Annotated in this window: 22 protein-coding genes and 1 rRNA gene; 22 read left to right on the top strand and 1 reads right to left on the bottom strand. The window is 54.6% G+C overall.

Annotation, left to right across the window (positions count from 1 at the left end; genetic code table 11):
• The first annotated feature begins 124 nt into the window (after positions 1 to 124).
• From FYJ84_RS04660 to FYJ84_RS04615, 10 genes are all read left to right on the top strand, one after another.
• Positions 125 to 2,860 (top strand): DUF3656 domain-containing U32 family peptidase, encoded by a 2,736-nt coding sequence (locus FYJ84_RS04660; protein ID WP_154406436.1) that lies wholly within the window; start codon positions 125 to 127, stop codon positions 2,858 to 2,860.
• Positions 2,861 to 5,260 (top strand): endonuclease MutS2, encoded by a 2,400-nt coding sequence (locus tag FYJ84_RS04655; RefSeq protein WP_328596332.1) that lies wholly within the window; start codon positions 2,861 to 2,863, stop codon positions 5,258 to 5,260.
• A 225-nt stretch (positions 5,261 to 5,485) separates the two neighbouring features.
• A complete protein-coding gene (locus FYJ84_RS04650; protein WP_154406435.1) occupies positions 5,486 to 7,165 on the top strand; it encodes an AAA family ATPase in 1,680 nt (559 codons plus the stop codon).
• Positions 7,166 to 7,335: 170 nt separating this feature from the next.
• Positions 7,336 to 8,691, top strand: coding sequence for a cytochrome ubiquinol oxidase subunit I (locus FYJ84_RS04645; RefSeq protein ID WP_154406434.1), 1,356 nt, complete (start codon positions 7,336 to 7,338; stop codon positions 8,689 to 8,691).
• A 24-nt stretch (positions 8,692 to 8,715) separates the two neighbouring features.
• Positions 8,716 to 9,732: a cytochrome d ubiquinol oxidase subunit II gene (gene cydB / locus FYJ84_RS04640; RefSeq protein ID WP_154406502.1), complete on the top strand. Its 1,017-nt coding sequence runs from the start codon at positions 8,716 to 8,718 to the stop codon at positions 9,730 to 9,732.
• Positions 9,732 to 11,558 (top strand): ATP-binding cassette domain-containing protein, encoded by a 1,827-nt coding sequence (locus tag FYJ84_RS04635; protein WP_205764102.1) that lies wholly within the window; start codon positions 9,732 to 9,734, stop codon positions 11,556 to 11,558. The genes cydB and FYJ84_RS04635 overlap by 1 nt, the downstream gene beginning before the upstream one ends.
• Complete coding sequence (locus tag FYJ84_RS04630; RefSeq protein WP_154406432.1) at positions 11,549 to 13,144, top strand: ATP-binding cassette domain-containing protein; 1,596 nt, start codon at positions 11,549 to 11,551, stop codon at positions 13,142 to 13,144. The genes FYJ84_RS04635 and FYJ84_RS04630 overlap by 10 nt, the downstream gene beginning before the upstream one ends.
• 171 nt (positions 13,145 to 13,315) lie before the next feature.
• Positions 13,316 to 14,008 carry a TetR/AcrR family transcriptional regulator gene (locus tag FYJ84_RS04625; protein ID WP_154406431.1) on the top strand — a complete coding sequence of 231 codons (693 nt, stop codon included), beginning with the start codon at positions 13,316 to 13,318 and terminating at the stop codon, positions 14,006 to 14,008.
• 38 nt (positions 14,009 to 14,046) lie between these two features.
• Complete coding sequence (locus tag FYJ84_RS04620) at positions 14,047 to 15,072, top strand: threonine aldolase family protein (RefSeq protein ID WP_154406430.1); 1,026 nt, start codon at positions 14,047 to 14,049, stop codon at positions 15,070 to 15,072.
• 389 nt (positions 15,073 to 15,461) lie between these two features.
• Positions 15,462 to 15,710: a hypothetical protein gene (locus FYJ84_RS04615; protein ID WP_154406429.1), complete on the top strand. Its 249-nt coding sequence runs from the start codon at positions 15,462 to 15,464 to the stop codon at positions 15,708 to 15,710.
• Positions 15,711 to 15,923: 213 nt separating this feature from the next.
• Here FYJ84_RS04615 and FYJ84_RS04610 read toward each other — a convergent pair whose 3' ends face one another.
• Entirely contained in the window at positions 15,924 to 17,378 is a 1,455-nt protein-coding gene (locus tag FYJ84_RS04610) for a DASS family sodium-coupled anion symporter (RefSeq protein WP_154406501.1), read from the bottom strand.
• 465 nt (positions 17,379 to 17,843) lie between these two features.
• On the opposite strand from FYJ84_RS04610, the gene FYJ84_RS04605 reads away from it, so the two are divergent.
• The 12 genes from FYJ84_RS04605 to FYJ84_RS04550 form a co-directional block, all read left to right on the top strand.
• A complete protein-coding gene (locus tag FYJ84_RS04605; RefSeq protein WP_154406428.1) occupies positions 17,844 to 19,121 on the top strand; it encodes a GspE/PulE family protein in 1,278 nt (425 codons plus the stop codon).
• A 12-nt stretch (positions 19,122 to 19,133) separates the two neighbouring features.
• Positions 19,134 to 20,168, top strand: coding sequence for a type IV pilus twitching motility protein PilT (locus FYJ84_RS04600; protein WP_154406427.1), 1,035 nt, complete (start codon positions 19,134 to 19,136; stop codon positions 20,166 to 20,168).
• Between the two features lie 6 nt (positions 20,169 to 20,174).
• Positions 20,175 to 21,374 (top strand): type II secretion system F family protein, encoded by a 1,200-nt coding sequence (locus FYJ84_RS04595; RefSeq protein ID WP_154406426.1) that lies wholly within the window; start codon positions 20,175 to 20,177, stop codon positions 21,372 to 21,374.
• 16 nt (positions 21,375 to 21,390) lie between these two features.
• Positions 21,391 to 21,822: a type II secretion system protein gene (locus tag FYJ84_RS04590; RefSeq protein WP_154406425.1), complete on the top strand. Its 432-nt coding sequence runs from the start codon at positions 21,391 to 21,393 to the stop codon at positions 21,820 to 21,822.
• Positions 21,822 to 22,418: a prepilin peptidase gene (locus FYJ84_RS04585; RefSeq protein WP_154406424.1), complete on the top strand. Its 597-nt coding sequence runs from the start codon at positions 21,822 to 21,824 to the stop codon at positions 22,416 to 22,418. Before FYJ84_RS04590 ends, FYJ84_RS04585 begins: the two co-directional genes overlap by 1 nt.
• A gap of 17 nt (positions 22,419 to 22,435) precedes the next feature.
• Complete coding sequence (locus FYJ84_RS04580; protein ID WP_205764101.1) at positions 22,436 to 22,882, top strand: GspH/FimT family pseudopilin; 447 nt, start codon at positions 22,436 to 22,438, stop codon at positions 22,880 to 22,882.
• Positions 22,879 to 23,238: a hypothetical protein gene (locus FYJ84_RS04575; RefSeq protein ID WP_154406422.1), complete on the top strand. Its 360-nt coding sequence runs from the start codon at positions 22,879 to 22,881 to the stop codon at positions 23,236 to 23,238. Before FYJ84_RS04580 ends, FYJ84_RS04575 begins: the two co-directional genes overlap by 4 nt.
• The gene (locus FYJ84_RS04570; protein WP_154406421.1) at positions 23,204 to 23,776 is read left to right on the top strand and encodes a hypothetical protein; all 573 of its coding nucleotides are present in this window, start codon (positions 23,204 to 23,206) and stop codon (positions 23,774 to 23,776) included. The genes FYJ84_RS04575 and FYJ84_RS04570 overlap by 35 nt, the downstream gene beginning before the upstream one ends.
• Positions 23,773 to 24,213 carry a hypothetical protein gene (locus FYJ84_RS04565; protein ID WP_154406420.1) on the top strand — a complete coding sequence of 147 codons (441 nt, stop codon included), beginning with the start codon at positions 23,773 to 23,775 and terminating at the stop codon, positions 24,211 to 24,213. The genes FYJ84_RS04570 and FYJ84_RS04565 overlap by 4 nt, the downstream gene beginning before the upstream one ends.
• A gap of 52 nt (positions 24,214 to 24,265) precedes the next feature.
• Complete coding sequence (locus tag FYJ84_RS04560; protein ID WP_154406419.1) at positions 24,266 to 25,327, top strand: PilN domain-containing protein; 1,062 nt, start codon at positions 24,266 to 24,268, stop codon at positions 25,325 to 25,327.
• Between the two features lie 19 nt (positions 25,328 to 25,346).
• Positions 25,347 to 25,874 (top strand): type 4a pilus biogenesis protein PilO, encoded by a 528-nt coding sequence (gene pilO / locus FYJ84_RS04555; RefSeq protein ID WP_154406418.1) that lies wholly within the window; start codon positions 25,347 to 25,349, stop codon positions 25,872 to 25,874.
• A gap of 523 nt (positions 25,875 to 26,397) precedes the next feature.
• A 16S ribosomal RNA gene (locus tag FYJ84_RS04550) occupies positions 26,398 to 26,623 on the top strand; the annotation flags it as partial.

Genomic DNA, 26,623 nt, shown 5'->3' with positions numbered 1-26,623 from the left:
AGCATGAGTTAAGCATTGTGTAGTGCTGTTTTCAGCAGAAAGTGATATAAAAGATTTTCAGAAAGCATGAGTTAAGCATTGTGTAGCAGGCAGCAGCAATGAGGGCTGTACGGAGGTTTTAGTTGTGATTGAGCTTTTGGCACCGGCTGGCAGCCGGGAAGCATTAGTAGCGGCAGTGGAAAGCGGCGCGGATGCTGTCTATCTGGCAGGCAATATGTTTGGGGCCCGTGCCTATGCGGACAATTTTGATGAGGAGGGCATGAGGGAGGCCATCCGCTTTGCCCATCTCAGGGGTGTCCATGTGCATGTGACAGTGAACACCATCATGGACAGCCGGGAGCTGCCGGAGCTGAAGAAGTACCTGCGCTTCCTCTATGAGGCAGGGGCGGATGCGGTGCTGGTGCAGGACCTGGGGGCGGCACGGATTGTCCGGGAAACCGTGCCGGAGCTGCCCATGCATGTCAGCACCCAGATGACGGTGCACAACCTGGACGGCGTCAGGGCACTGGAGGCCCTGGGCTTTAGCAGGGTGGTGCTGTCCCGGGAGGTTACCCTTGAGGCAGTGCGCCACATCTGCGCCCATGCCAAGGCGGAGATAGAGGTATTCGTCCACGGGGCACTGTGCGTCTGCTACTCCGGCCAGTGCCTGATGAGCAGCATGATCGGCGGCCGTTCCGGCAACCGGGGCCGCTGTGCCCAGCCATGCCGCCTGCCTTATACCCTGGTGGATGAAAAGGACAATGACCTATTGGGGGACAGCGCAGGCAAATACCTGCTGAGCCCAAGGGATATGAATACTATCAACTTGCTGCCGGAGCTTTTGGCTGCCGGGGTTACCTCCCTGAAAATCGAGGGACGGATGAAGCGGCCTGAGTATGTGGCCGTGGCCGTAGGCTGTTACCGCCGGGCGGTGGACAGCTTCCTGTCAGGTGATTTTGCCGTGCCGGAGGAGGACAGCAGGGCCCTGGCGCAGATTTTCAACAGGGATTTCACCACCGCATATCTGGAAAAGAAGCAGGGGCGCAACATGATGAGCGACAAGCGTCCCAATAACCGGGGGCTGATGCTGGGCAGGGTGCAGGAGTACCATCCCCTGACGGAGGACAGCGGACTGGCGGTTCTCAGGCTGTCAGATGGTATCAGTGCAGGTGACCAGGTGGATTTCTGGGTAAAGGTAGGGGGCAGGGTGACTGCCACCGTGCAGGATATGCAGCTGGTAACAGGTATCAGAGGCAAAAGCCGCCTGAAAAATGCCAAGAAAAACATCAGCAAAGACGATAGAAAAAAGCAGGACAGGAATCAGGCGAAGAACCTGGCAAAAAATGCCAGCAGCCTGAACATGCAGAATCTTCTGCCGGTAGAAAAGGCGGCGGCAGGTGACATGGCTGCCCTCACCGTCAAGGGGCGCGTATTCCCGGGGGACAGGGTATTCAAGGTCTATGACGGGAAGCTGATGGATGCGGCCAAGGCCATGTACAATACAGGTGCCCCGGTGCGTCGCTTTGGCGTGAGAGCCGTTGTCCGGGCAGCTGTGGGACAGCCCCTTTATCTCAGCCTCACCGATGAAGATGGTAATGTGGCTGAGGCGGAGACGGAGTTTATCGGGCAGGAGGCCATGAAGCGTCCCCTGACGGAGGAAACCCTCATGAAGCAGATTGGCCGCCTGGGCACCAGCATTTTCACATTGACCGGGCTAAAGACAGAAATCAGCGGCCATGTCATGGTGCCTGTCAGCGAGCTGAACGAGGTGCGCCGAAAATGCGTAGAGCAGCTGGAAAAGATGCGGCTGGCAGATTTTCAGCAGAAAGCAGATAAGGCACGCAGGGAAGCTGCCACTGCCGTCCGGGCAGGCCTTGCCAATTTTTATAGCGTTATAGAAAAAACTGCCCCTGAAAATATCAGGAGCCCTAAGTCTGGTGAAACTGCCAGTGAATTATGCCGGCAGACTGAAAATATCAGGAGCCGCAACCGTGGCGAAACAGGCATTACCGTGGTGGCAGACGATTTGGCAAAGCTGTCGGCAGCCCTTGAGGGGGGCGCGGATCGCATCGTCTTCGGCGGCGAGAATTACCGCCACGAGGCAGTTACCCTGCCCATGTATGAGATGGCAGTGAAGCTGGCAAGGCAGTCAGGGGCAGAGGTGGTTTTCAACACCCCCCGCATCATCCGTGACGGGGAGCTGCCAGCCTTCCACAAATGGCTGGAAAGCATCCGGGATATGGGGGCAGCCGCCATCAGCGTCCACAACATCGGCAGCCTCTATGCTGCAAGGAAGCTGACTGACTTGCCGGTGGAGGCGGATTTTTCCCTCATCAGCTACAACATAGAGGCACTGAGGCATCTGGCAGAGCTGGGCATCAGCCGTGCCGTCCTGTCACCGGAGCTGAACATGGCGCAGCTATCTGACCTGGCAGGCCAGTCGCCTGTGCCTGTGGAGTGCCTTGTGGATGGCAACCTGGAGCTGATGGTGTCCGAGTACTGCTGCACAGGCAGCTTCCTGGGGGGATTGGACAAGGGCAGCTGCGGCGCACCATGCGTCACCAGCGGCAAGAGCTTCTTCCTCAAGGATAGGAAGGACATCAAATTCCCATTGGTGATGGATCAGTACTGCCATATGCACCTTTTGAACAGCAGCCGTCTCAGCATGCTGCCCCATGCCATGAAATTCCGGGACATGGGAATCAGCAGCCTGCGGCTTGACGGCAGGTACATGGATGAGGGGCAGCTGAGAAAGACAGTAAGGAACTACAGAAAGTATATGGCCTATCCGGCAGAACTGACAGAGGCTGAGAAAAAGGCTGTGCAGCAGCTGGAAGGGGAGAATATCACCAGAGGCCATTACTTTAGAGGAGTATTATAAGTGGAACAGGAATCATTTAAGGTTTTAGAATACAAGCGCATCCTGTCAAGGCTCAGGGAAAAGGCAGGCACCACCCTGGGCAAGGAGCTGGCTGGCGGACTTTTGCCCTCCGGCGACAGGGAGGAAGTCAGGGAGCGGCTGCAGCAGACGGCGGAGGCGGTCTATGTGTCCTCCATGGCGCAGCCGCCCCTGGGGGGCATCAAGGACATCCGGGAGAGCATCAAGAAGGTAGGCCTGGGGGCAGTGCTGGCTCCTGACGAGCTTCTTGACATTCTCACCACCATGTACGCCATGCGGGAGATGAAGCGGTTCTTCAAGGAGCTGGAGGCAGAGGCACCGATTTTGAAGAACTGGGCCCGCAGCCTGGAAATCCTTGGCCAGCTGGAAAAGGACCTGGAGCACATCGTGGATGAGCATGGCAACCTCCGGGACGATGCCAGCGTGGAGCTGAAGCGCATCCGCCGGGAAATCAGGATCAGCCAGGCGAAAATCAAGGATCATCTGGCAGGCCTCCTGCACAACAATGAGTACCAGAAGTATTTTCAGGAAGCCATCGTCACCATGCGTGGCGACCGCTATGTGCTGCCGGTGAAGCAGGAGTACCGCCAGCACTTCCCGGGCATTGTCCACGACCAGTCCGCCACCGGCTCCACCCTTTTCATCGAGCCTATGGCAGTGGTGAACCTGAACAATGACATCAAGCAGCTGACGGCAGCGGAGCGCCACGAGGTGGAGCGCATCCTCCGGGCGGCCTCCCAGAAGATACGGAAGAACGACAGCCAGCTGATGGACAACTGCGAAATCATGGCGCAGGTGGATTTTGCCTTTGCCAAGGCAAATCTCGCCTATGAGATGAAGGCCACGGAGCCGGTGCTGAACGAGGCAGGGGTGACAAAGCTCATGTCTGCCCGGCATCCCCTGCTGCCCCCGGACAAGGTAGTGCCTATTGACATTACTATCGGTGACAGCTACAGCATGCTGCTGGTGACAGGCCCCAACACAGGGGGCAAGACCGTCAGCATGAAGACCTTCGGCCTTCTGGTGCTGATGGCCCAGTCAGGGCTGTTCCTGCCGGTGGAATCCGGCTCGGAGATTGCCGTGTACAGCAACATCTACGCGGATATTGGCGATGAGCAGAGCATCGAGCAGAGCCTCAGTACCTTCTCTGCCCACATGACACATCTGGTTTCCATCCTTGACAAGGTGGAGCCGGAGGATTTGGTGCTCCTTGACGAGCTGGGGGCAGGCACGGACCCGGAGGAAGGGGCGGCCCTGGCCATGGCGATTCTTGAGCGATTGCTGACTATCAAGGCCACCGTGCTGGCCACTACCCATTATTCGGAGCTGAAGACCTTTGCCTTTGGCAGGGAGGGCATCGAGAATGCCTGCGTGGAGTTTGACGTGGCAACCCTCCGTCCTACCTACCGCCTGCTGATTGGCATACCCGGCGCCAGCAACGCCTTTGCCATCAGCCGCAGGCTGGGGCTCAGCGAGTCCCTGATTATCCGCGCCAAGCAGCTGATTCAGGCGGATCATGCCCAGTTTGAGCAGGTCATCAACCAGCTGGAAAAGGAAAAGATGCTCTATGAGCAGATGAATGCGGATATTGAGACCAGGCTGCGCCGGGCGGAGCAGATGGAGGCCAAGGCAGAGGCCATGCGGGTGGAGCTGAACCAGAAAAAGGCGGATATCCTCCGCCGTGCCAAGGACGAGGGGGCGGCACTGGTGCGCCGCATGCGCCGTGAGTCCGAGGAGGTCATCAGCCAGCTGAAGGAGCAGTTCAACGACCAGGGCATCCAGAAGCGGCAGGCGGCCATTCAGGCAGCCCGCGACCAGATTAACGAGGCGGCTGGCAAGGTGCGCCCGGGCATTGTGTCCGTCAAGGCCTTCCGCAAGCCTGTGGATTTGAAAACCCTTGAGCCGGGGGATATCATCTACGTGACCAAGCTGGACCAGAAGGGCACCGTCCTGTCCATCAGGGGCAAGGAGCTGGAGGTGCAGCTGGGCAGCCTCAAGACCAATGTGAAGGCCAGGGATTGCAAATTTGTGGAAAAGGCACCCAAGGAAAAGCCGTCTGCCAAGGGCGGTGCCAATGGCTCCCTCTCCGGGGGCGGCGGCAGGAAGCGGGGCAGCAGCTTTATCTCCAAGGCTCAGGAAGCCCACCGGGATATTGATATCCGGGGCATGATGGTGGACGAGGCAGAGATGGTGCTGGGCAAGTTCCTGGACGATTCCGTCATGGCAGGCCTCAGCCAGGTGCTGATTATCCACGGCAAGGGCACCGGCGCCCTGCGGAAGGGCGTCCATGCCTACCTGAAACGCCACCGCAACGTGGCCAGCTTCAACTTCGCCGACATGAGCGAAGGGGGTACCGGGGCAACCTTAGTGGAGCTGCAATAAGCAGGGAATAGCTGAGTTAATTGGCAAGGCTGCACAGGCAGGGCAGATAGCTGACGGCAAAATGAGATAAAAAGCATTATTTTCCGCAGCAATATAGAATATCAATAGGGGAATGAGATTTGGTGATTATCATCAGATGCCATTCCTCTTTTTGTATTGCAATACTTATGTTTTTGTTATAAAATACAGATAAGAAGCTGGGCGTTGAGTCAGGAGGTGCTTGTTATGTACGCTATGCCGGTAGGCGTGGACAATTTCCGGGAAATGGTTTCCAGGGACTATTATTTTGTTGATAAGACGAATTTTATCAAGGAATTGCTGGATAATAAGAATAAGGTCACTTTGATAACCCGGCCCCGGCGATTCGGCAAGACCCTTGCCATGCGGATGCTGCAGGAGTTCTTTGACATCAATGCCGCCGGCCGTGATACCTTCAAGGGACTGAACATCAGCCGGGCAGGGGAAAAATACATACAGCACCGGGGCAAATACCCAGTGATATTTTTTTCCTTGAAGGATATTGCCACAGGCAATTATCAGGACGCCCTGCGTGATTTGTGCGGCAAGATTTCTGATTTGTATGCTGAATACGGCTTTCTGGCTGAGTCACCGGCTCTTAATGAGCGGGAAAAGGAATATTTTCTGTCAGTGTACAATATAGCTGACCATGAGCAGTATGGCAGGGATAAATGGGGCAAGAGCCTGAAAATGCTGACTGTGTACCTGTGGAAGCATTATGGTGTCAAGACCATCCTGCTTCTTGACGAATACGATGCCCCTATACAGCATGCCTGGGAAGATGGCTATTATGAGGACATGATACGCTTCATGCGGCAGTTTTACAGCGAGGTGCTGAAGGGGAACGATGCCCTGGAGTTTGCGGTGCTGACCGGCGTTTTGCGGGTGGCCAAGGAGAGCATTTTCAGCGGCCTGAACAATCTCAAGGTGTGCAGCGTCCTTTCGGAGGATTACAGCGATATATTTGGCTTTACGGGCCAGGAAGTGGCAAGGATGGCTGCGGATTTGCAGCTAGAGGATAAGCTGCCGGAAATCCGGGAATGGTATGACGGCTACAGCTTCGGCGGCAGTGAAATCTACAACCCCTGGTCCGTCATCATGTATTTTGATGCCAAATGCAAGCCTGCGCCATACTGGGTAAACACCTCCGGCAACGGCATTATCAAATATATGCTGGACAGGCTGGATGGCAGGGACCGGGAGGATTTGCAGTCGCTGATGGACGGCAATACAATCAGCAAGCAGGTGCAGGAAGGGATTATTTATGAAGAAATCGGCAGCAATGCCGATGATTTGTACACCATGCTGCTGACTACCGGCTACTTGAAATGCACCAGTTCTCAGGACAGCCTGCTGGGCACCTATATGGATTTGCAGATACCGAACCTGGAAATTTTGCGGCTGTTCACCCGTGAGATTGCGCAGAATTTTACAGGTTATCGCGGTGTCAGCGATATAACCAATATGATGGATGAAATGCTGAAGGGCAATGCCGTTCTCTTTGAGGAGGACTTGAACCGCATCCTGAGAAACAGCGTCAGCTACCACGATGCTGCCAACGGGGAAAGTTTTTATCACGGCATGATGCTGGGCTTCTGCGTCCTCTTGAAAGATACCCATATAGTGCAGTCCAACCGGGAGAGCGGCTACGGCAGGTTCGATCTGGCGCTGATTCCCACCGACAGGCGGTACTACGGGGTGATCATGGAGTTCAAGCGGGCAGCTGACGAGGGGCAGCTGGAGGAAAAGGCACTGGAAGCCCTGGCACAGATTGAGGAGCTGTCCTACATCGCGGAGTTTCAGCAGCGGCAGATAGAGAAAGTCTGGAAGTACGGCATCGCCTTTTGCGGCAAGAAGGTGTGCCTGCGGGGGCAATCAGCCCGATAAGGTATGCCCATGGTACCTGCCCGGGCGGGATTTTGCCAAATTTTGTGTATTTTTTCTCGTTCTTAGCAGGAATTTTTTCCCTTTGGTCGAATAAATAACAGTGAGAACTGATTGTATTTATAATCAATGGAGAATCGTTTTTCTGCGGTAAAAGAAAAGGAGGGAAAGGTATGGATGCGCTTTTGCTGTCCAGGGTGCAGTTCGCCCTGACAACTGTGTATCATTTTCTGTTCGTGCCTGTGACATTGGGGCTGTCGATTTTCGTGGCACTTTTGGAGACGGGCTCTTTGGTGACAAAGACCTATGCCATGAGGGACAGGCTCAGGAAGCTGGCGAAATTCTTCGGGGGATTGTTCCTGATTAACTTCGCCATGGGCGTGGTAACAGGCATTGTGCAGGAATTTCATTTTGGCATGAACTGGTCGGAGTATTCAAGGTTCATGGGGGATATTTTCGGTGCGCCGCTGGCCCTGGAGGCCTTGACGGCATTTTTCCTGGAGTCCACCTTCCTAGGCCTTTGGATGTTCGGCTGGGACAGGCTCAGCCCGAAGCTGCACTGCCTGACTATCTGGATTGTGGCACTGGGCAGCAATCTGTCTGCCTTCTGGATTCTGACGGCCAATTCCTTTATGCAGCACCCGGTGGGCTATGCCATCAGCAACGGCCGGGCGGAGATGACGGATTTTCTGGCCCTTGTGACCAATCCTTATGTCCACGGGGAGTTCGGCCATGCCCTGCTGGCAGGTGTGTCCACGGCAGGCTTTTTGGTACTGGCAATCTCCGCCTGGAAGCTCCTGTATGACAGGGAGTCCCGGGCGGCCTTTGAGCTGTCCCTGAAGGCAGCGGTAGTCTATACCATGGTGGGGCTCATGGGCACCATGGGGGTAGGCCATTTCCATACCCAGTACCTGGCGGAGGCCAATCCTATGAAGCTGTCTGCCATGGAAGCCCTGTGGGAGACGGAAAACCCGGCACCTTTTACCGTCATGGCGGTTATCAACGAGGATGAGCACAAGAACGATATGGCCATCGAGATACCGGCCCTGTTCTCCTTTATGCTCTACAACAAGCCTGAGGGGGAGGTAAAGGGAATGAACGACCTCCATCAGGAGCTGGTGGCAAAATACGGCCAGGGTGACTATTACCCTGATGTGACGGGGCTGTTTTTCAGCTTCCGCATCATGATTGGCGTAGGGGGGCTGATGGCTGCCATTACGGCTCTTTTGGGGCTTCTGGCATGGCGCAGGAAGCTCCTGGATTTTCCGATTGTGCTGAAGCTGGTGCAGGTGCTGTTTTTCCTGCCCTTTATCGCCAACTCTGTAGGCTGGTATATTGCCGAGGCAGGCCGCCAGCCGTGGATTGTGGTGGGCTTGCAGAAGACGGCTGATGCCGTATCGCCAAACCTCACTGCCGGTGAGGTGGGGCTGACCATCGCAGGCTTTACGGCAGTGTACCTGGTGCTGATTGCGGTGGCTGTCGGCATCGGCTTCCGCCATATCTACAATACCAAGATTGCAGAAGACTGAGGAAGGGAGTGGCAGATAATGGAAATGGATTTGAACACTATTTGGTTCGTGCTGATAGGCGTGTTGTTTGCCGGGTTCTTCCTTCTGGAGGGCTTTGACTACGGGGTGGGCATGGTGTCCATGCTGGCTACCAATGACGATACAGAAAGGCGCATGATGCTGAGGACCATTACCCCGGTGTGGGATGGCAACGAGGTGTGGATGCTTACGGCAGGGGGAGCCACCTTTGCGGCCTTTCCCCATGTGTATGCCACCATGTTCAGCGGCATGTACCTGGCACTTTTTCTGATGCTGATAGGGCTTATCCTCAGGGGCGTTGCCTTTGAGTTCCGGGACAAGCTGGAGGATATCAAGTGGCGCAGGCTCTGGGATATGGCGATTTTTATCGGCAGCGCCCTGCCGGCATTCTTGTGGGGGGTGGCTGTGGCAAACCTGGTCAGCGGCATGAAGATTGATGCCAATATGATTTATGCAGGGACGTTTTTTGACCTTTTGACACCGGGGACGATTATCGGCGGCGCGGCATTTCTGCTGGTATTTGCCTTCCACGGGGCTGCCTACCTCAACATGCGGCTGGGCAGGTATGCCTTGCAGGAGAAAATCAAGGCTCTTGCCCTGAAGCTGGGGCTGCTGGCAGCGGTCTTTTACCTGATGTTTGCCTTTGGCATGTATGCCTGCACCGGGCTCCTGTCCACTACTATGCCACTGGTGCTTATCGGGCTGGCAGTTGTCGCTTTTGTGGCGGCAATGGTGCTGATGAAGGCGGGGCTTTACGGCGGTTCCTTTGCAGGGACGGCGGCAGCGGTGCTCTTTACCACGGCAGGCATATTCGGGGGACTGTTCCCGAATATCCTGATTTCCTCCCTGAACCCGGCCTGGAGCCTGAATATCTACAATGCTTCCTCCACCCCGTATACCCTGTCCATCATGACCGGGGCGGCATGTGTCTTCGTGCCGATTGTGCTGATTTATCAGGGGATGGCCTACTGGCATTTCCGGGGCACTATTACGGAGGCAGATATAGAGGGGAACCACTATTGATGAAGAAGTTTTTGCGGTTTTGCTATAACCAAATACCTGTCAGGGAGAGGGCGGCCACCTTGGTGGCTGCCCTTTTTGAGAATGGCTGCATCCTGCTGGCGGCATACGCTGCGGCCATGCTGATTGACGGCATGGCAGGAGAAAGGATGCTGGCTGATGCTGGCTGGCGGTATCTGCTGCTTCTGGCGGCGGCTCTGGCTGTCCAGGCGGTGTGCGGCGCCCTGGGCAGGTATCTGCTGTCCGGCATCTCGGAGAGGGTGCGGCTGTCCTGCAGAAAACGGCTGCACAGGCTGAACTGGCTGAGCCGGGGGCAGGGAAGGCAAAGGCAGGATATGCTGAACAGAGGGCAGGGGCTGCAGAAGCAGGACATGCCGAACAAAGAGCAGGGGATGCAAAGGCAGGATATGCTGGATAATGCCGGGCTGGCGGCGTATTGCTGCCAGCATGTGGATGCCCTGGATGAGTTCTTTCAGAAGGTGGTGCCCCTGGTGCTGGCGGGGCTTATCCGCCTGCCCCTGTTCCTGGCAGTGTTCTTATATCTGGATGCGGTCAGCGGCCTTATCGCCTTTGTCACCATGCCGGTGGCGCCTGTCATGCTGTACCTTCTGGGCAGGCTGGCAGCCGGTGCCAGCGCGGAGCAGTGGGACAGGCAGTCGGAGCTGAACAGGGGCTTTTATGAGCTGATGCAGGGAGTTGTGACCTTGAAGCTGTTCAGGCGGACGGCTGCCGCCCTGAGGGAGATGGAGGATTTGGCAAGGCATCACAGCGAATCTTCCCTGAGGGTGCTTCGGATAGCCTTTCTTTCCGCCTTTGCGGTGGAGCTTCTCACTACCCTGTCCATCGCGGTGCTGGCAGTGGGCATCGGGCTCAGGGTGCTGGCAGGGAGCCTGGATTTTGCTACAGGCTTTCTGGTGCTTCTCCTGGCACCGGAGTTTTTTATGCCGGTCAGGAGTGCAGGCATGGCCTTTCATGTGCTGATGAATACCAGGGCTGCCCTCCAGGAACTGGCAGAGGCGGAGAAAATTGGCACTGCTGCCTTGGCACTGGCAGGGGCAGAGGGGAGCGGCACCGCTTCTGAAATGCCGGCAGGAGCAGATAGGAGCGGCACTGGTTCTAAAATGCTGGCAGGAGCAGGTGAGAGCGGCAATCATGCTTTGGAGCTGCCCGGAGGCACCTTTGCGGTGGTGACAGGCAGCAGCGGTGCCGGGAAGACCACCCTCCTGCGGCGGATGGCAGGTCTCCTGCCCCCGGCCGGGTGGCAGTTCCTGCTGGCAGGCTATGACCTGGGGGCACTGCCGGAGGGAACGCGGCAGAAAATTATCGGCTATGTGCCCCAGGAGCCGCATGTGTATGCCGCCTCCCTCCGGGACAACCTGCTCCTGGGCAGGGATTTTCCCGATGGGGAGCTGGTGAGGGTGCTGGAGCTGGCAGGACTTGGCAGCTGGTACAGACGGCAGGCTGCTGCCGGGGGGATGGAAGCAAAGCTTGGTGATGGGGGCATCTCCCTCAGCAACGGCCAGCGGCACAGGCTGGGGATGGCCAGGGCAATGCTGGGCAGCCCTTCCGTGCTGCTCCTGGATGAGGTGACGGCAGGGCTGGAACCCCATGAGGAAGGGGAGCTTCTGGATATGCTGCGGCAGTGGCAGGGCAGCGGCAGGGTGGTGGTGCTGGCCACTCATCGCCAGCAGGCTGTGAGCCGGGCGGACAGGGTGATTGCGGTTGAAGCTGAGCCTGAGATTGAGAAGGTTGAGATTGAGGCTGAGATTGAAATTGAAATTGAGTCTGAGTCCGGGAAAGTTGAAGGGGAGGTGGGCCCATGCTTATGAGATGCATGCAGCTGGCGGCCTTCTGCCTGAGCCTTTTGTCTTCCCTGTCCTCCATCGCCCTTTTGGGGCTGTCGGCATACCTGATAGCGGCAGCTTCCCTGCAGCCGGAGCTCTATACCCTGGCACTGCCCATTACCGGGGTGCGGGCCTTTGGCATATTGCGCGCCCTGCTCCGCTACGGTGAAAGGTATACGGGGCACGCGGCGGCATTTGCCCTTTCTGCCCGGGTCAGCCGCAGGCTGTTTATTTATCTCTTGCGGCTGCTGCCCCTCAGCCACAGCAGCGGGGAGAATCAGGGGAGCCTCCTGCACAGGCTGAACCGGGCGGCGGAGGAATGGCGGAGCTTCTACCTCAGGGGTGTGACGCCTATGCTGGTGAGCCTCATGCTGGCGATGCTGGCAGCAGCGGTGCTTTGCGGCATGGGCAGCCTTTCGCCCCTGTGCAGCTGGCTGCCTGCCTGGTGCTGGCTGGCGGTGGCAGGTACTGCCTGGCTGGGGGAGAGGAAGCAGCTGGCACTGACGGCGGAATATAGCGCCTACCGTCACAGGCTGCTGGATTTGCAGTCAGGCAGGGAGGAGCTTTTTACTACAGGGGGCAGGGCATGGGCAGAGGCGCAGCTGGACGGGGCGGCACACAGCCTGTGGCTGGCCGGCAGGCGGCAGGGACGCTGCCGCAGCCTGACAGAGCTGGCTATCCGCCTCATGCTGGTGCTGCCCTTCTGCCTCCTGATGGCAGAGCTGTGGGAGAGCTGCAGCCTGGGCAGGATGAGCTTTGTGGAGGCGGCGGTGCTGGCTGTGTCCGTGCAGGCGATTCTGGGGGAGTTTGCCGGGCTGGCGGAGGCGGTCCGCCATGTGCTGCCTGCCTTGTCCGGGGCAAATAGTAGCCAAATTTCAGAAAACAATAGTCAATTTGAGAAAAATAGTAGTCAAATTTGGGCAGAAAGTAGTATAATGAATAGTAATAAAGTCTGCCTAAAAGCCGACAGGATATCCTTTTCCTACGACGGGGTTCACAGGGTGCCGGATTCGGTGTCCTTTGAGCTCATGGCAGGGGAGAAGGCGGCAGTGCTGGGGGACAGCGGCAGCGGCAAGACTACGCTTTTTTATCTGCTGCTGGGGCTGTGGCAGCCGGACAGGGGCACCCTGCAGGGAAGCCTGCTGGCAGAAGGGGGCACGGTCAGCGCCATCACCCAGAACGTGTATGTATTTGACACCACCATAGGGGAGCTGTTCAGGAGGCTCTGCCCGGAAGGCTCTGAGGCTGTAGTGTGGCAGTCGCTGGAGCTTGCCTGCCTGGGGGACTTCGTCAGGAGCTGCCCCGATGGGCTGGGCTACCGGCTGGGGCAGGATGGCTGCAGGCTGTCCGGGGGACAGAGGCAGCGGCTCCTGGTGGCACTGGCGGCGGCAAGGGCTCTCAGCACCGGCAGCAGGCTCCTGCTGCTGGACGAGCCTACCTGCGGCCTGGACAGGCGGACCGGGGAGAGGCTGCTGGCAGGGCTGCTGGCTGCTTTTGCAGGCAGGGCCATGCTGGTTATTACACATGATGAATATGTTGCAGAAATGTTCAAGAAAAAAATCCATCTGTGAGGGAGGACAGTCTGCCTGGCAGATGGAATAATGTCTTGCCTTTTTGGCAAAATGAAGGACAGATTGACAATTCTCAATATTGACAATGGAATATTTTTGCTATAGAATGGAAATATGTAACATCTGAATGTGTTTAAGCTTAAAAGTTTTGGATATGAGGGGATTAAGGAAATGGCAAGGAGAGTATTAAAATCTGAAGACGGAACCATCATGAGCGACCATGCAACGCTCATCCGGGGGCGCATCATGAACAGCGCCAAGGAGCTTCTGGCGAGGGAAGGCTACAGCAAGACCACTATCAGGAAGATTGTGGAGCATTCCGGGGTGCTGACCGGCAGCATATATTATTTCTTCAAGAACAAGGAAGATATTTTCCGGGCGATCCTCCTGGAGCTGGTGCGTGACTGCATCAACAAGATCAACAAGAACTGCTGCGATGAATCACCGCTGTTCAAGTATGCGGCTGTCTGCCAGGTGGAGCTGAAGGTGCTGGCGGACTACAAGATTGTCAGAGATACCTACCTGGAGGGCTACAACTCCACCATTATCTTTGAGGGGATGGTGGCACAGTTCGTGGAGCTGGCACGGGGGCTGTTTGATGATACGGAGTATGAGTGCTCCGATGAGGGGTATTATCAGAATACCCTGATGGTGAAGGGAGCCATGCATGCCTGCCTGTCAGAGATGTTCTTCCGGCGGGAGGTGGATTCCGCCGGGACCAGGGAAAGCCTCCTGCGGCTGGCTCTGGGGGTTTTCGGGGCAAAAGAGGCCGAAATCAACGGAATTGTGGAAAAGATTCGCTCCATGAACGATACATGGGAGAGAATTGGCAAGGAAATGGTGGAGCATCCTCTGGTGAAATAACGGGATGCCCTCCGGCAAAATGATGGGAGGCGACAGCGATGCTGTTTTTTACCAACGACTATGGCGAAGGCATGCACCCCATTGTGCTAAAGGCGCTGACCGCCACCAACATGGAGCAGCTGCCGGGCTACGGTACTGACAGGTACTGCCGGGAGGCGGCGGACAAGATACGGGCGGCTGCCAAGTGCCCCAAGGGGGAGGTATACTTCCTGGCAGGGGGCACCCAGACCAACCAGATTGTCATTGATACCATGCTGCAGCCCTACGAGGCAGTGATAGCCGCGGACACGGGGCATATCAGCGTCCATGAGGCAGGAGCTATCGAGTACAGCGGCCACAAGGTCATTACCCTGCCGGGGCACGAGGGCAAGCTAAAGACAGCGGACCTGGCACGCTACCTGCGGGAGTTCGGGGCAGATGCCAGCAGCGACCACATGCCACAGCCGGGGCTGGTGTACATCTCCCAGCCTACGGAGTATGGCACCGTCTACACCAAGGCGGAGCTGGAGGCCCTGCGGTACACCTGCAACGCCTACGGCATCAGGCTGTTCGTGGACGGGGCCAGGCTTGGGTACGGGCTCATGTGCGATGAGGCGGATATGGACCTGGCAGATGTGGCGAGGCTGGCGGATGCCTTCTATATAGGCGGCACCAAGGCGGGCGCCATCTGCGGCGAGGCGGTGGTGTTCCCCCAGGGCAATGCCCCGAAGCATTTCCTGACCTCCGTGAAGCAGCACGGCGGCCTTCTGGCCAAGGGCAGGCTGCTGGGGGTGCAGTTTTCCGCCCTCTTTACGGACAACCTGTATTTTCAGATCTGCCGCCATGCAGTGGAGATGGCGGCCCAGATAAAGGAGGATCTCCTGGACAAGGGCTACCGGCTCTATGTGGACTCGCCTACCAACCAGATTTTTGTGGTGTGGCCTGACAGTGCCCTGGGAGAGCTTGCCAGGGTTGTATCCTACAGCTACTGGGAAAAGTATGACAAGAAGAACACCGTCATCCGCCTGGCTACCAGCTGGGCGACCACCCAGAAGGCGGTGGACCAGCTGAAGAAAATTTTATAGCTTCCGGGATAGCATTGCAGAAGAAAATCCTTTCTGTGCTGTGGCAGCTGATGTATGTCTGCCATGGACAGAAAGGATTTTTTTGTGTCTGAAAAGCCATGAAACTTTGCATAAAAAATACAAAAAACGGCTTGCAAAATTGCAGAAAATATCATATAATTGCTTTGCAACAGGATGGTGCTAAAATGGCAAGCCTGTGAGATAGCTTGATGAATGGTTGTTGCATAAAAATGAAAAGCTTTTCCTGCCAGGTGTTTAAAATTATGAAGGCTATCTATTATAACAGTTAAAGATATATCAAAATTTCACCAATGTGCAAGAAAAGTGTTTACAATATTTCGGTTTTCGGCTATAATGTCCTTGTGAGATGATAGGAGGTTTAAATGACCATGGTTGAATCATTTATGAGCATTGCCGGTGCCTGCGCGCTGGCATCTGACGAATCCTTCATGAGCTTCATCGAGGAGGATGACAGGGTTATATCCTGCTCCGACATTGAGGAGGGTGACTGCTTTATTACAGTGGAGTGCAATAACGTGGCCGCTCTGGAGGATTTCACCAATGAGCTGAAGCAGAAGTACAACATTCTGACTGTCGGCCACAACATCATGCTGAAGCCTGTTACCGGCGTGGCGTGATGGCATAGCGTATCTACTGCTTTTCTTTTTCCGCAGCAGCCCTTCCCCGGGGCTGTGCATTCAAGACACCATTACCCCTGTGTTTTGGATATAATTAAAGACCGCAAGGATTGTATGGGACACAATCCTCGCGGTCTCTTTTTTTTGCCCGGATTTTTATTTGTGCTGCGCCCGTCAGGCTGAGACCGGCAACCGCCCTGCCTGGCAGGGGGCTCAGATGATGCCCAGCCAGCTCCAGTAGGTGACGGACATGAGCATGATGACGCCGAAGGCGATGATGGTCAGCGGAATGCCGGTCTTGACGAAGGTCCTGGCCTCGAAGGTCTCAGTGCTGAAGGCCACCATGTTCTGAGGGGCGTTTACCGGCAGGATGAAGCCGAAGCACATGACGTACTGCAGTATCATGGTCATGCCCACCACGTTGAGGGGCGCCTGCTCGGAGGCTCCCTGCAGCACGGAGATGATGATGGGGATCATGGCGGAGGACAGGGCCGTGGCACTGGCAAAGCCCAGGTGGATGAGGATCAGGAACAGGGACATGACGCCGATGATGGCAACCGCGCTCATGGTGTAGAGGCTGAAGCCGTCCACGATGACATGGGCTATCCAGGTGGCTGCCTTGGTGGACAGGATGGCGGAGCCCAGGCTGATGCCTACGCCGAACATGACCAGGGTGCCCCAGCCGATGCGGTTCTGGGCTTCCTTCCAGTCCATGATGCCGATGCCCGGCAGCATCATCAGGGTGACGGCCGCCAGGGTGGTGGTGGAGGTGTCAAAGCTGTGGAGCACCTTCTCCGTGGACCACAGGAACAGCAGGATGACGGAGAGGGCCATGAGCTTTTTCTCGCTGGCGGTCATAGGGCCCAGCTCCCTGAGGGCTCTCGCCACGGTCTCCTGGCCGCCGGGGATTTCCTTCATCTCAGGGGGTACCAGCTTCAGCAGCAGGAAGTAGAGGACCACGCTCATGATGACGGCGAAGGGGGCCGCCGCGATGAACCAGTCCAGCCAGCTGATGGTGGTGCCCAGCTGCTTCTCGATGAAGCCCAGGGCGACCATGTTCTGGGCGGCGGCGGTCTTGATGCCTACGTTCCAGATGCTGTCCGCCTGGGCGATGGCTATCATCATCACGGCGGAGAAGCGGCTTTTCAGCGGCACGCCGAAAGCGGAGATGATGCCCATGACGATAGGGACCATGCAGGAGACCCGGGCGGTGGTGCTAGGCACGAAGAAGCTCAGGATAAAGCCCACCAGAATCACGCCTGCCAGAATCCTGTTGGTCCTGGCTCCTATCTTGGACAGGACGAACAGGGCAATGCGCTTGTCCAGCCCCGTCTTCATCATGGCTGCTGCAATAAAGAGGGCAGCACCTACCAGTGCCAGGGCGGTACTGGAAAAGCCGCTGAGAGCCAGCTTGAGAGCCCCCGAGGTACCCAGCAGCTTGTCAGGGTTGTTCATGTTGGGGGCGGTGCCCAGCAGGAACGCCATCAGAGTCATGATGATGGATGCCGAGACAGGATAGGATACCGATTCGGACATCCAGACAATAACGGAAAACAGCAATACCGCCAGCATTCTGTGGCCTGCTGTGGACAGCTCCGGCGGCGTGGGAACCATCAGGGTGGCAATCAGCACCAGGATAGCCACCGCCAAACCATATTTTTGACGCATACAAATCATTCCTTTCCCCTAGATTTTATACAACTCTATATTTATAAATAAAAAAGCAGGCTCAAACCGAGAGCCTGCTTCAGAAACCAAGCGCAAAACGCATAGATGAAGTATAACTGATGAGCTGCACGACACTGTGCAATATAACAAAAGTTATATAGTTTGTATTAAAATGTTTATATAACAATAGTAGCTCTAATGGGGGGAAAAGTCAAGGGGATTTTCATTTAATATTAATATATATATTTATATAGATATATATATTAATAATTAACAATGCGAGCAAATAATAAAAATATTTCAGATTATGATAAAAAATGCTTGCAAAAATCTGGAAATGTGGTATTATAGTCACCAAGATTAGTTTATAAAATTTCAGTGAATAGAAAATATAATTACAAAATAGAAATATTTAATTTAATATAATAATTATATATATATATATATATATATAGGGGGTACAGGATGGAGCTTAAGGAAAAATATTTTCATCTGATGAAACGAGCCAGGCAAAATGCTTCCAATGGCTTGATAGAAATGGTGCGTGAGCAGCCTGCCAGATTACAGGATGAAAGGACACCGTTGGTGGATCTGATGGAATTTATAATCAAGACAGCGGTGGCGGAAAGGGCTAGTGATGTACATTTTGAGCCTTTGGAACAGGAGGTGCGCATACGGCTAAGAATAAATGGGTGCATGAAGCAGTTCTTTCAGGATATGCCGTGGGAGCTGTATGGCAATCTGCTGTCCAGGCTGAAGATTATGTGCGGCCTTGATATAGCTGAAAAACGGTTGCCTCAGGATGGCAGGTTTTCCTTTATGGCAGATGGAAGCAGGATGCTGGATATCAGGGTGTCAATAGTTCCCATGATTAACGGCGAAAAAATAGTACTACGGCTTCTGAACAATCAGGAAAGCTTTAAGGGGATTGAGCAGCTTGATTTTACCAGCAGGAATTATGAATTGCTACGGCAGAAATGCACATCGGGACATGGGGCAGTGCTTTTGTCCGGGCCTGTAAATTCCGGCAAAACTACTGATCTGTATGCTATTCTCAGTATGCTGAACCAGGAAGGGCGGAATATTATTTCCATCGAGGATCCGGTTGAATACAGGATTGAGGGGATTAATCAGATCCAAATAAACGAAAAAATAGGCTATACCTTTGAGATGGCACTGAGGGCGGTGCTGAGGCAGGATTTTGATTGTCTGGCAGTCGGGGAGCTGAGGAATGCTGAGACGGCAGATATGCTGATTACTTCAGCACTTACAGGGCGCAGGGTGTTTGCTACACTGCACACCCCGGGTGCGGTCAAGACGATATTCCGTCTTTTGGATATGGGAATTAAGCCATATCTGCTGGCATCGGCTATTTCACTGGTTGTAGGGCAAAGATTGGTAAAAAGATTGTGTCCTTGCTGCCGGGAGGCATATTTCGTTCAAAAAGAAAGCGGGGAGGGGATTTTTTTAGGTGATGAATACAGATGGCAGTCAGACAGATTTTTTAAGCATAGGGAAGGGGGATGTGCGGCATGTAATTATACTGGTTATGCAGGCAGGATTGCAGTACAGGAGCTGCTTTCTGTAGAAGGAGATGTGGCGGAGGCGGTGATGAACAATGTAAAGGCTGAGGATTTGGAAGCAATAGCGATGGAGAATGGTATGATTGGCATGAAGCAGGATGGGATTGCAAAAGCTGCTTTGGGGTATTTGGAGCTGAAAGAACTGATGGAAATTTTTTAGGGAGGTGTTGCTATGGGGGTAAGGCAGCGTGATTTTGTCAGGATTTTGCGATGTGCATCGGAGGCAGGCATATCTGATGTGCATATGACGGCAAATGAGCCGGTTTGCTGGCGCAGGGGAGATGTGTTGTCGCATTTGAAAGAATATGTGCCTTCAGAAAGTGATATGTACGGGCTGTTCAAGCTGATTGTGAAGGAAGATGCATGGGAGAAAATGTGCAGTGATAATGCAGTGAATTGTGCCTGGGCAATGGATAGCTGGCGGTATAGGGTACATGTCTACAAGAAAAGGGGGCAGATTTCTTTTGCCATCAGGACACTGCCTCGCCAGATACCTGCCCTGGAACAGTTGGGACAGGCGGAGATTGCAGGCAGGTTTGGTGACAGGCGGCAGGGGCTGTTTTTGGTGACAGGTGCCACGGGGGCTGGCAAGAGTACTACGGTGGCTGCCTTGCTGGAAAGCATGAATCGCTCAGGAAACCTGCATATACTGACATTGGAGGATCCTATTGAATTTTTGTTCACCAAGGGCTATGGGCTGGTCAGCCAGCTGGAAAAGGGAGATGATTTTGGGGATTATTTTCAGGCGGTGGAAAATGCCATGCGGGAAGGCCCGGATGTCATTATGGTTTCGGAGCTTCGTGATTATAGGACGGTGCATGCTGTTCTCAATGCAGCGGTATCAGGCCACTATGTCATAGCAACCATGCATGCCGGGAGTGTAACTGAGACGGTGGAAAGGCTGATAAGCATGTATCCGGAGGAACAGCAGTCTATGGGCAGGTCGCTGCTGGCCGCTTCGCTGCAAGGGATTTGCACGCAGCAGCTGCTGACCGGCAGGGGAGGCATAAAGCATTGTGCGGTGGAATGCCTCAATGCCAATCATGCGGCGAGAAATATTATCCGCAGCGGTAAATATGAGCAGTTGCACAATATTATCCAGTCAGGCATGGCGGAAGGGATGCAGAGCATGGAGATGGGAGTGGATAAGCTGAGGAAGGCAAATCTTGTGAGGCGTGAATTTGGTAAGGTTTTGAGTGCCGGGTGATTGAGTATGGCGATGTATGTGTATGAAGGCATCGATGAAATGGGCAGAAGGCAAAAGGGCTGTATTGCGGCATGTGACAGGATTGAGGCGGCGGCAAAGCTGCGGGACAGGTTGCTGACTGTCATCAGCCTGCATAGGGAGAGCTGGGTAAAGCGGCTATGGTACAGGCACTTCGGGCAGGGCAGTGACAGGTTCAGGCTAGCCTTTTGCCGTCAGATGCATATTATGCTGAGGGCAGGACTGCCTGTCCTGGAAGCGGTTAGAATTTTTGCAGGTGACTTGGATACAGCTCACAAGAAAAGTATGGAAAGGCTGTTGCAGTATCTGGTGGATGGGTATTCGCTGTCGGAGTCCATGGGGCTTTTGGGAAAAGAGTTTTCGCCAACGATGATTGTTATGGTGCAAGGCGGTGAATTGTCTGGCAACCTGCCAGAGGTTTTTGGAAAGATGTATCAGATTTTCAGGAAACGTCAGGAAATAATGCAGAAGTTGGAATTGGCGATGGCTTATCCGTGCCTGTTATGCATAATTGGTGCTGCGTTAGTGATATTTCTCTTGTGCCAGGTTCTGCCGGTTTTTGCAGAGGTATTTTCAGGATTTGGGGCAGAGCTGCCAGGGACCACGCGCCTGCTGCTTGCACTGAGTGAGCATTTGGGTGTTTGTGCTGTTCTGATGATAGCGGTGGCGCTGTTATTTTTCCTGCTGAGGCAGGCTGGCAGCAGGTTCAGCTGGCTGGGACTGAAGCTGGGGCGGCTGGCATTCCTGTTGCCGGTATGGGGCAGGCTGAAGCTGCGCAGTGAGCAGGCAGCCTTCCTGTCCGTGCTTGCCATGATGGCGCACAGCGGCATCAGGCTGCACCAGGGTATCGGCATAGTCAGGAATATGAGCCGCAATGCGTATTGGCAGTTTTCGTGCGATTCTATGTCTGTGCAGTTGGAGCAGGGCTACAGCCTGGGGGTATGCATGGAAAAATCGAGGCTGTTTCCGGCGATGGTGCTTTCCATGATAAGGGCAGGGGAACAATCAGGAGAGCTGGCAGGGATGCTGGAAGGTGCGGGAGATGTATGTCAGGGGGAGGCAGAGCTGTTGCTGGAGAGGATAAATGTGCTGGCAGAGCCGCTGATTATGCTGCTTTTAGGGGGCGTGGCAGGTTTCATTGTGCTTAGTACGGTGCTGCCGATATTGGATTTGATGTGTGTAATGTGAAAGAGGGGTAAAGATTATGATTCAGTTGTTGAGAAAGGTATGGAAAAACGAGCATGGCTTTTCTATGCTGGAGCTATTGGTATATATCGGTATAGTGGGGGTAATCGCTGCATTTGCTGTGCCAAGGTACACCAATACCATGGCTATGGCAAATACGGCAAAAATTCAGTCTGATTTGCAGACACTGGATGCAGCCATAACCATGTATCAGCTGCAGAATGGCACCAATCCGTCAGATATTTCCAGCGACCTGGGTGAATATGTGGCGCATTTGGATAAGCTTAGCCCGCCTACTGGTAAGTGTCTGCTGAAGGAAGATGGCATCGTGGATATCACGGCTACGGAGTATGTGCTGGCTGAAAATGGCGAGGAGGCCAGGTTTCAGGGGCATACGGTGGATGAATTCGGCAAGGGGAATGATAGTTCGTCAAGCGGGGTGAATGGCTGATGGCAGCCGGTAGCAGGGAAATCTGCGGACAGCTGCTGAGGCATCGGAGGCTGGTGCTGGCAGTGATTGTGGCGGTGCTTATGTATGAGCTGGTCTGTACGGAGTATGCGGACGTTTTGTGCCGGGCGGTTGTCTGTACGTTGTTTGCGGTGCCTGCGGCTGTTCTGGACAGTATATATGGCAAGCTGTATCACAGATTGTCTTTTTGCATGGCGGCTTCAGGCTTGTTGCTGGCACTAGCGCAGGGGATGATGTGGGGAGAAACAGGCAGTGTGTTTTGGTCGATGGCAGGTGGCAGCTTGTTCTGTTTGCTGATGCTGATTGTCTTTGTATTGAGCAGGGGCAGTATGGGCTTCGGGGATGTTTGCTTTTCTGCGGGATTAGGAACCTTCATCCCATTTGAGTACATTCCGCTGGCGTTTTTCCTGACTTTTATGCTGGGTGGCGGAGGGGCTGTGCTGGTGTATGTGGCAGGGGCTGCCCGGATTAGGGAACAAGCGTACAGGATGCCCCTGGGACCTTTTCTGGCAGCGGCATGTTTGCTGTCGATCCTGCATGGGCGTGAGCTGATGGGCTGGTATACGGGGGCATGGTAGCGGAAAGGGGAACTATGATGAATGAGACAGGTACGGGGATATTGGAAATGGTATTGTGCCTTGGGATTTTTATGCTGCTGCTGGCGGCAGCGGTACCGCGGTATGTGCCACTGGATAGGTTGCAGCTCAGGTATGAGGCGCTGTGCCTGCTGAATGATTTGCGGTACGTGCAGAGCTGGAGCCATGGGATGGATTATAGTAGCTATGAGAACTATGACAAGAAACTGAGCGGTCCTATACTGAAGGTACAGCGTGGTGAGCACAAGATTTCTCAGCAGGGGCGTGCCCTGAATTGGCGCAGGGTAGAAAAAGGTATTCAAATGCATACCAACAGATCAAGATTTCTGTTTTCACCGCGGGGGCACGCTACTGCCGGTACAGTGCGGCTTATAAAGGGCGGCTATGAGCAGAGGATTGTGGTGGATACTGTGGGGCGTGTACGGCTGGAGGAGCGGCAGCTATGAGGCGTGAGGAAGGATATTTCATTTTGGATGCTATGGGTGCTCTGATTCTGCTCCTTGCTATGGTGGCAGGTATGTCCTATATGCATGTCCAGCTGGCAGGCATGAAGGAGCTGGAAGGCTATGTAACAGCTGAATGCATGGTACGGGAACAACTGGACAGGCTGTGCGTTGAGCGGCAGGAGAGTGACCTTGGCATCCGGTATAGGCAGGAAAACGGCTATGAGTTTTGTGTTGAGTCTACTAGGGAGGCTGCTGGGGTGCAGGGGATGGTGCGCTACCATGTGCAGGCGGATTGGCAGGGGCACAGGGAGAGGCACTCCTTTGCCTTGGCAAAGGAAGTGGCGGTGGAAGGCTGAGGAGGATGGCTTTTCCGTCCTGGAGCTGCTGGCGGCACTGCCACTGATATGGGTGATAGGCTTTGGCATGCTGAATATGTTCGGCATGGGAGTACGGTATTATCAGGATTTTCTGGGTGACTGGGAGTTGATGCAGCAGGTTCGGATTCCCATGGAGGAAATCGCCCAGGATGTGCGGTACTGCCGTGAGCTGCAGTCAGAGGTTATGGACAGCCATAGCATCAACCTGAAAATCCGCAGGAACTATATGAATGAAAATGATGATTATTGGCAAAGATACAGGTTTACCCGGCTGGCGGATGGCAGCGGCTATTGGATCAGGAAGAACAATCAGCCTGTGCTGGGCAATACTTCCCTGTCGGCTGTGGTGCTGCAGGAATGCTATTTTCAGATTTTTGCCCCCAACAAGGTCCGGGTAGTCATGGCAGGGTGCAACCAGACCACGGGGCATGTATTTCGCTTGGACAGGACACTGTACAGCTATGGGCAGGGACTGGAGCAGCATGTGGCAGGGGGAGAGGCGGTTGATGATGCATGAGGTGTGATGGTGAAAGGGGCAGCCTTACGCTGCTGGGGGCGTGGCTCCTGGGGAGCTTTCTGGCTATCGGGACGCTGGTGTTTTTGCTGAGCCAGCGGGAGAGCCAGCTGATTATCCTGGCGGAGCGCAACCTGCCTTTGCAGCTGATGGCGGAAAATCTGCTGGAGGAGCAGCGCATCAGGCTGCAGGGGGATTTTGCCAGGGTGGATGAGTTCCTGGCAATGGAAAGCTGGCGGATAAAGGAAATTGCGTCAGGCAGCAGGGATGGCATGGCATACCGGGTGACAATCAAAAGGGATGAGGCTGATGACAGGCTGGTTTTGGTGTCCCATGTGAAATATGAAAAGCAGATGATGATGGGCAATGAATACCTGCTTCAATGGTGCTTCTATGGGGACAGGGCACAGGAAAAGCTGGTTTTGGAGAGGATAGGCTAGGATGATGGAGAAAATAGGCTGGGAAAAGCCGGGAAAGGACGGGAATCGGTGAATGACAGGTATAAGCAGGCTGAGGGCATGGCTGTCAGCAAAAGTACGTGCCGGGATGGGGATTCTGGTGCGGCAGGACAATATCTGTATGGCAATGGCGGAGCGGTCGGAGAACGGCAGGGCGGAGCTGGTGTGGCAGGAGGAATATGTGTGCGGTAATGATGAGGGGGTGGAGGATTTTTGGGCACGGGCTGCCCTGGGGGGACTCAGGAGCTGCCCGGAGGAAGGGGTGTGCTATCTGGTGCTGGAAGGGCAGGAGGTGTTCTTTTATGAAAAGCAGTTCCCGGATATGGCAGACAGGGAGCTGCAGCAGAGCCTGAGGCTGGATTTTGCGGCGGCCTCCGGCTGGCATAGGAGTTTTGCCTTTGGCTATGAGAGGCTGGCGGATGGCAGGTTCAGGCTGGGGGGCATTCTCAGGGAACGCATGGCGGAGAGGCTGTCCTTTTGGCAGCAGTATTTCAGCATGGCTGGCTGTGTGCTTTTTGTCGGTGCTGCCGGGGCGGAGGGAGCTGCCCGGGGAGCAATGGCAGCCCTGGGAGGCGAAGGGATTCGCTTTGACTGCGTGCATCCTGTGTGGCGCAGGTGGGACTGGCTGCGCTGTGGCGGCATCCTGTGGGGTGCCAGCCTGTCTATCTTTTTGCTGGCAGGGGGCTGGCTGGGGTATATGGGCTATGAAACAGGGCAGGAGCTCCGTGCTCAGAGGGAACGGCTGGCGCTGCTGTCGGATATAGGGGAACGCAGGCAGGCTATTGAGGAAAATAAGCAGGTTGCAGAGAGGAAAAACAAGGCTATGGGGAGAATTCGTGAAAATGGGCTGCGGTGCCAGGGCTTGCTGGTGACTGTGGGCAATGCCATGCCGGAGGGCAGCTGGCTGACGGGGATGTCGGCAGAGGCGGGCCACAGGCTGGTATTGTCCGGCAAGGCGGCAGGATACAGGCAGGTGTCGGAGCTGATGGAGAGGCTGCAGGCGGATGAGGAATTTTTTCAGGGGAAAATCTATCTGGCATCTGCGGATGTGGGCAAGGATGGCATGATCAGCTTTCAGCTGAAGGGAAGCCAGTGAGGGATATGGCGAGGAATATATGATGCAAAAGTGGAAGTGCCGGGGCTTTGCGGCAGCCTCCTGCCTGCTGCTGGCACTGTGGGCGGCAATGATGTGGCAGGGAGCCGGGGCGGTGCAGGAGCTGGAGGAACAGGAGCAGTCCCTGCATCAGATGCAGGAGGAGTATGCTGCCCTGGAAAGGCTGCAGGAGGAGCATCCGGATGTGGAAAAATATCAGCTGGAGGTGGAGATGGAGAAAAAACGCGTGGCGGCACTGCTGCCTGATGAGATGCAGACAGGGGTGTTTTTGCAGGAGCTGAAGGCTGCCTCTGACAGGACAGGCATGGTGCTCTGTGAGCTGGTGCCGGAGGAAGCACAGGAAGAAAATGGCCTGCTTTCCATGCCGGTGAGGGTAAATCTGCAAGGGGATTATTTTTCCCTGGTGCGTTTTTTGCGGGCATTGCAAAATGGCAGCAGATTTATGCAGGTGGTGGCAATGGATGTAGCCAGCAAGGGGGATTTTTTGGATTGCAGGCTGCAGTTCAAAATTTTTTCAGAAAAACTTTGATAAAAGTGTTGACAAAGCGGCAATGATGTAGTAGTATATACATCGTTGTCGCTGACATGTCCTTGAGAGCCACGCTGACAGCGGTGGGCAGAATCAAGGGGCTGGCGATGTCAATAAAAAATATTTCAAAAAGTTCTTGACAAGCTGAATGATTTGAGATATTATATAAAAGCTGACTCGCACAGCGGTCTTACAAAAAGCTTACAGAGCTTTTACAAGCCGTTGATGATAGAGAGGCAGTGTTCCTTGAAAACTAAACAATGCAATAAGAAATCATGCACACATGATTTCAAGCCAGATGTTGGATTCTGTGTCCGCCATGCGGATGCAGGATATAAACAAAACAAGATTTGTGCGAAACACAATCTGAAATTCCATTACATGGATAATTTTGAGAGCCATTCAAGGTCTTCTACATTTCACCCGTGAAGCGATAGCTGAACGGCTGTGAAATGAGTGTCAGGACATCCAAGAAACGAGCCCGTAGGGTGAAGTTGATTGGTTAATGTCCAGACCAATATATTTATTGGAGAGTTTGATCCTGGCTCAGGACGAACGCTGGCGGCGTGCTTAACACATGCAAGTCGAACGGGGCGAAGTGATAGCTTGCTATTATGGAGCCTAGTGGCAAACGGGTGAGTAACGCGTAGGCAACCTGCCCTTCAGATGGGGACAACACCTCGAAAGGGGTGCTAATACCGAATGACGTTTCCTGGTCGCATGACCTGGAAACCAAAGGCCGGGCAACC

The organism is Anaerovibrio slackiae (assembly GCF_009695585.1).
GTDB classification, from domain to species: Bacteria; Bacillota; Negativicutes; order Selenomonadales; family Selenomonadaceae; genus Anaerovibrio; species Anaerovibrio slackiae.
Note: the sequence above shows the minus strand (reverse complement) of the source record. Positions and strands in the feature narration are given on the sequence as shown.

What these genes read in the sequence shown, in the direction of transcription:
- FYJ84_RS04595 (WP_154406426.1), top strand. Translation starts at nt 20,175, where the DNA reads ATGGCGATGTATGTGTATGAAGGCATCGATGAAATGGGCAGAAGGCAA.
- pilO (WP_154406418.1), top strand. Translation starts at nt 25,347, where the DNA reads ATGATGCAAAAGTGGAAGTGCCGGGGCTTTGCGGCAGCCTCCTGCCTG.
- FYJ84_RS04645 (WP_154406434.1), top strand. Translation starts at nt 7,336, where the DNA reads ATGGATGCGCTTTTGCTGTCCAGGGTGCAGTTCGCCCTGACAACTGTG.
- FYJ84_RS04620 (WP_154406430.1), top strand. Translation starts at nt 14,047, where the DNA reads ATGCTGTTTTTTACCAACGACTATGGCGAAGGCATGCACCCCATTGTG.
- FYJ84_RS04650 (WP_154406435.1), top strand. Translation starts at nt 5,486, where the DNA reads ATGTACGCTATGCCGGTAGGCGTGGACAATTTCCGGGAAATGGTTTCC.
- cydB (WP_154406502.1), top strand. Translation starts at nt 8,716, where the DNA reads ATGGATTTGAACACTATTTGGTTCGTGCTGATAGGCGTGTTGTTTGCC.
- FYJ84_RS04625 (WP_154406431.1), top strand. Translation starts at nt 13,316, where the DNA reads ATGGCAAGGAGAGTATTAAAATCTGAAGACGGAACCATCATGAGCGAC.
- FYJ84_RS04565 (WP_154406420.1), top strand. Translation starts at nt 23,773, where the DNA reads ATGAGGTGTGATGGTGAAAGGGGCAGCCTTACGCTGCTGGGGGCGTGG.
- FYJ84_RS04580 (WP_205764101.1), top strand. Translation starts at nt 22,436, where the DNA reads ATGAATGAGACAGGTACGGGGATATTGGAAATGGTATTGTGCCTTGGG.
- FYJ84_RS04585 (WP_154406424.1), top strand. Translation starts at nt 21,822, where the DNA reads ATGGCAGCCGGTAGCAGGGAAATCTGCGGACAGCTGCTGAGGCATCGG.
- FYJ84_RS04615 (WP_154406429.1), top strand. Translation starts at nt 15,462, where the DNA reads ATGGTTGAATCATTTATGAGCATTGCCGGTGCCTGCGCGCTGGCATCT.
- FYJ84_RS04600 (WP_154406427.1), top strand. Translation starts at nt 19,134, where the DNA reads ATGGGGGTAAGGCAGCGTGATTTTGTCAGGATTTTGCGATGTGCATCG.
- FYJ84_RS04610 (WP_154406501.1), bottom strand. Translation starts at nt 17,378, where the DNA reads ATGCGTCAAAAATATGGTTTGGCGGTGGCTATCCTGGTGCTGATTGCC.
- FYJ84_RS04630 (WP_154406432.1), top strand. Translation starts at nt 11,549, where the DNA reads ATGCTTATGAGATGCATGCAGCTGGCGGCCTTCTGCCTGAGCCTTTTG.
- FYJ84_RS04635 (WP_205764102.1), top strand. Translation starts at nt 9,732, where the DNA reads ATGAAGAAGTTTTTGCGGTTTTGCTATAACCAAATACCTGTCAGGGAG.
- FYJ84_RS04590 (WP_154406425.1), top strand. Translation starts at nt 21,391, where the DNA reads ATGATTCAGTTGTTGAGAAAGGTATGGAAAAACGAGCATGGCTTTTCT.
- FYJ84_RS04605 (WP_154406428.1), top strand. Translation starts at nt 17,844, where the DNA reads ATGGAGCTTAAGGAAAAATATTTTCATCTGATGAAACGAGCCAGGCAA.
- FYJ84_RS04560 (WP_154406419.1), top strand. Translation starts at nt 24,266, where the DNA reads ATGACAGGTATAAGCAGGCTGAGGGCATGGCTGTCAGCAAAAGTACGT.
- FYJ84_RS04575 (WP_154406422.1), top strand. Translation starts at nt 22,879, where the DNA reads ATGAGGCGTGAGGAAGGATATTTCATTTTGGATGCTATGGGTGCTCTG.